This window comes from Pedobacter sp. (assembly GCF_035566355.1).
Taxonomy (GTDB): Bacteria; Bacteroidota; Bacteroidia; order Sphingobacteriales; family Sphingobacteriaceae; genus Pedobacter.
Map to the genome: position 1 here is coordinate 1 of NZ_DATMRL010000384.1, position 5,238 is coordinate 5,238.

A 5,238-nucleotide genomic window follows, 5' to 3' on the forward strand; every position below is an offset into this window, starting at 1 on the left:
GCTCTGCAAGGGGCAATTCCAGGGGTTTCCGTTACGCGTAGCAGTGCAGCACCGGGGGCCGGAGCCACTGTCCAGATCAGGGGAGTTACTTCACTAAATACCAATTCACCATTGGTTGTGGTAGATGGCATCCCGGTAAGCAGTATGGATTTGGTTAATCCAAATGATATACAGACGCTTACGGTGTTGAAAGATGCCGCTTCTGCTGCTATTTACGGTTCAAGAGGTGCTGCCGGCGTAATTTTGATTACCACTAAAAGAGGTACAGAAGGGAAATCCAGTCTGGAGTATAATTTCGAATATGCCTTGCAAAAACCGACAGCATTGCCTAAATACGCAGATGCACCAACTTACATGCGGTTATTTAATGAGCAGGCGGTTAATGATGGTGCGGCAACCGGGCCCTATGCCAATGACTATATTGTTAATTTCGAAGCCAACAGGGCTGCCAATCCAGATAAATTTCCCTTTGCAAATACCAACTGGCAGGATTTGATTATGTCTCATCAGTATGCTCCGCGTCAACAGCATGATCTGGTTTTTACTGCAGGTTCAAAAAGTATAAAAACGAAAGCATCATTAGGTTATCAGAAGGTAGGGGCTTTTTATGATAATTTTAGCTATGAACGCTGTCAGTTTAGGGTGAATAATGATATAGAAATCACTTCAAAGCTTACTGCCAATATAGATCTTGGCTTGAGGCGCGTAAATGCATTATCTCCCGTAGACAATCCCTTTAGCGGGCAGACACCTATATATGAAGCTCGTTTGATGCCTCCTGTTTATGCTGCCACCTATACCAACGGTGCATATGCCATAGCGAAGGACGGCCGTAACCCTTTAGCCCAATTACAACAGGGTGGAACGAAAACAGCGAACTCCAATCAATTGCAAGGCCGGCTGGCATTAAACTACAAGCCCATTAAAGATTTAACATTAACAGCACTTGTGGCGCCAACTTTTGATTTTGATAAGAGCAAAGCTTTTTCTAAAAAAATTACCTATACCAATCCCGATGGTACACCAAGTTCGGCAAGCAACACGCCCTTGACCACGCTGAAAGAAACCCGTACGGAAACCTATAATCTAAATGGCCAGTTTTTGGCCAATTACAATAAAACTTTTGCAGATAAGCATCACTTTGCGGCAACAGCGGGTTTTGAAAGCATTTATTTTTCAAATGAAAACCTGGGTGCGTCCAGAGATGGATTTTCATTGACCGATTTTCCGTATTTAAACCAGGGATCGCAGTTGCTGAGAGACAATTCCGGAAGTGCCAGCGAGGAAAGCCTGCATTCACTTTTTGGCCGGTTAACCTACGATTACCTGAACAGGTATTATGTACAGGTAAATCTGCGCTATGATCAATCCTCGCGTTTTGGTAAAGCCTATCGCGGGGCTACTTTTCCCTCTTTTTCTGCAGGATGGGCAATCTCAGAAGAAAGTTTTATGAAGGATGTCCATTGGGTAAATTATTTGAAGCTTAGGGGATCCTATGGGTCCGTTGGTAATCAAAGGATCACCAATGTAGATGGAAGTCAAAGTTACTACCCTTATCAGGCTACGATAGATCCTTCTACAGCTTTATTTTATCAGAATGGATCTCTGGTACCACTAAGTGGCGGCGCCCAGGTAACTTATGCAGTAAAGAATATTTCCTGGGAAACTACCCGTTCCACTGATATTGGTCTTGATGCGGCATTTTTAAACAACAGGCTAAGCCTAACTGGAGATTACTTTCAGAAAAAAACAGATGATATTTTATTGCCCCTGGACATTCCGTTAATTATCGGTTTTGAAAGGCCTCAACAGAATGCGGGCACTTTGGATGTGAAAGGTTGGGAGATTGCTGTAAACTGGAAAGATAAAATCAATGAATTCAGCTATGGTATAGGTGTTAACCTGTCAGATGCCAGAACCAAGATCCTGGATATGAAAGGTACCAGGCAGGAAATAGATGGGCAGCAAGTCAATATGGAGGGTAGCCAGTTTAGAGAATGGTATGGCTATTTGTCAAATGGAATTTATCAAACTGCTGCCGACGCTGCGGGTACACCAAGAACAAGTTCGGCAGTAACTGCAGGAGACATCCGGTATATTGATATCGATCATAATGGTATCATTAATGCCAATGACAGGGTTCTTTTAGGTGGCTCCCTTCCCCGCTATCAATATGGTGGAAACGTGAATCTGGGCTATAAAGGTTTTGATTGCAATTTTAGCTTTCAAGGAGTAGGCAAGCGCTTAAGCCGCTTAAACAATGATATTGTCCGGCCATTTCAAGAACAATTCGGCAATTTTCCGGCCTTGCTGGAGGGCAATTTTTACAGCAAAACAAATACCGCTGAACAAAATCAGTCAGCAAAATATCCAAGGTTATCCAACACCTCAAGTGGAAACAATTATGCAACATCAGATTTTTGGCTTATTGACGGGTCTTATTTCAGGCTAAAAAATGTGACACTGGGTTATACCCTTAAGAAGGATCTTTTAAGCAAAATAGGGATCAGCTCACTTAGGGTTTATTTGGCAGCCAACGACCTTTTTACCAGCAGTAAATTTCCTAAATATTCAGATCCTGAATCAGGAAATGCTGCATACCCAATTGTAACCACTTTTCTGGCCGGGGTAAACCTGAGGTTTTAACAGATTGATAGAAGATTAAATGATAAACAGATGAAACATATTATAATAGCCCTGTGGATGTTGATGATCGTTACCGCATCCTGTAAAAAACTGGACCTGAATGTCCTTGATTCGCCTTCAACCGAAAGTTTTTATACCAACCAGGTTCAGCTGGAACTTGCCATAAATGATTTGTACAGACTGGTATTCTGGAGCCCGGTAAAGGAGACGACCGGCTCCTGGGAAGAGTTTTTTTCTGATAACTGTTATTATCGGGGCGGGGGTGGATCTAATCCGGTCATTGCGGGATCTTTAAATTCGTCTGATGCCAACGTAGCCACTTTCTGGACCGACAGTTATAAGGCCATTGCACGGGTAAATGCATTTTTAGAAAACAAAGATAAGGCAGCAGCAAGCACACCCGCTGCAGTTATCACCCGTTTAGAAGCTGAAGCCCGGCTGATCAGGGCCTTTCAATACGCTAAATTGATTTCCCATTTTGGTGATGTACCCCTGATTACTAAAACTCTACCCCTTGCTGAAGCAAATCAGGTGAGCAAAACGACCAAAGCTGATATTTACACTTTTTTGAAGGCTGAATTTGATTTTGCAGCTTCAAACTTACCCCAAAGCTATGGTACAGCGGTAAAAAGACTAACAAAAGGTGCTGCACTGGCCTTCAAGGCAAGAACTGCATTGTACATGAACGATTGGGCAACAGCTAAAGAAGCTTCCTTAGCTGTTATGCAATTAACAGGTGCAGGCTCGTATACTTTGAATGCTTCTTACGCATCTCTTTTTCAAAAAGCGGGAGAATTAAGTACGGAGATTATTTTCAGTATTCCGCGTGACCAGACGCAAAAAGTTTCTGGTGTACCAGATGATATGCTGACCAGAAATGCAGGTGGATTTGGGGCAACAATGCCGACCAGAGAGTTGGTGGACGCTTTTGAGTGCACAGATGGAAAACCGATCAACGAATCTTCTTTATATAATCCTTTAAATCCCTTTACCAACCGGGATCCACGTTTGGCAGCAACCGTAGTGCCTTTCAATACCTATTGGCTGGGCTATAATTATACGCCTCATCCAGACTCCACGCAGGTATGGAGTTCGAAGCTGGGTAGAAAGGTTACGAATAATGATACGCGTTCTGTGGCACCATTTGCCAGTTTCACCGGTTTTGTATTCAAGAAAGGAATAGAGCAGAGCTGGTCTGATATGCATGTTGAAGACAATGATGCTATTATTATCCGCTATGCAGAAATACTGATCACCTATGCCGAAGCAAAAATAGAATTAGGAGAAGCTGATGCCACGGTTTTGGATGCTGTAAACCGGATTAGAGCCAGAGCATATGGCGTAACAGTGGATCAAACCACATCCTATCCAGTGGTTACCACCTTGAATACTGTGGACTTGAAAAAGATAGTAAGAAGGGAACGCAGGGTAGAGTTTGCTTTTGAGGGCTTACGTTATATGGACCTGATCCGGTGGAAACTGGCAGAGAAAGCATTGACCAGGCCAATCATCGGTTTGCCTGATCCGGTTAATCAGAACCGGGCAAAGTTCCCTTTTCCCGGCGTAACACCAATTGATGCAGACGGTATCGCTGATTATTCCGGATTTGGCAGTGATGTCAAAATATTGTTCAACAGGGCTTTTGATAAAACGAAACAGTACCTATGGCCCATTCCTGTGCAGGAGGTGCGCTTAAACCCTAAGTTAACACAGAACCCGAATTACTAATTCTTAATGGCCGGAATTTTTTTTCGGCCATTTAAACTACACACATGAAAAGAAACCCGATATTAAAATTTAGCGTTTTATTAAGTACAGCCATTTTTACAACTCATTTGGCTTATACTCAAACACGGCCCTTGCAAATAAGTGGTGTTTATCCGCATTTGGCAACATTTAACGAAAGCTGGGATAAGCAAAACTGGCTAAAAAAGGATGTAACTAAAAGTTATGGTGATGGAGGTGAAAATGGCATTGGTGCCATTACACCCTGGGCTGGTCAACTTTGGATGGTGACCTACTCGCCTCATATGCCCAAAGGAAGTTCTGATAAGCTTTATAGCATTGATGACCAGCTTCATGTTACCATTCACCCGGAAAGCATAGGTGGTACACCTGCAAACCGGATGATCCATAAAGAATCTAAGCAGTTAATTACCAGTAATTATTTTATTGATGAGCAGGGTAAAATAAGGGTAATTCCGTTTTCTGTAATGCCGGGCAGGATGACGGCCACTGCACGTCATTTGACTGATCCGGCCAATATGGTCTATTTTTACGATATGGAAGGCAAGGTGTACGAAGTAAATGTACATACGCTTGCGGTGAAGAAACTTTTTGAGAAACCCGTGCCTGGGTGGCATGGTAAGGGTGCCTATACGGCGCAAAATCTTCTGGTGGTGGCCAATAATGGTGAGGATGCGGTTTTTAAACTCACCAAAGATATTTTAAAAATTGGCGACGTACCTCATAACACGGAAGAAAAGGGTGTTTTAGCAAGTTGGGACGGAAATACCTGGAAGATCATTGAACGGAAACAGTTTACTGATGTTACTGGTCCGGGTGGTATTTATGGTTCACCTGATGATAAAA

General features: G+C 43.0%; 2 protein-coding genes and 1 pseudogene. All 3 read left to right on the plus strand.

From position 1 onward, the window contains the following. On the plus strand, positions 1 to 2,646 hold a 2,646-nt coding region (locus tag VNZ46_RS14645; RefSeq protein ID WP_325560825.1), incomplete at its 5' end, for a TonB-dependent receptor. 30 nt (positions 2,647 to 2,676) lie between these two features. Continuing rightward, positions 2,677 to 4,374, plus strand: coding sequence for a RagB/SusD family nutrient uptake outer membrane protein (locus VNZ46_RS14650; RefSeq protein WP_325560826.1), 1,698 nt, complete (start codon positions 2,677 to 2,679; stop codon positions 4,372 to 4,374). Positions 4,375 to 4,418: 44 nt separating this feature from the next. Beyond that, positions 4,419 to 5,238: pseudogene (locus tag VNZ46_RS14655) on the plus strand (hypothetical protein); the annotation flags it as partial.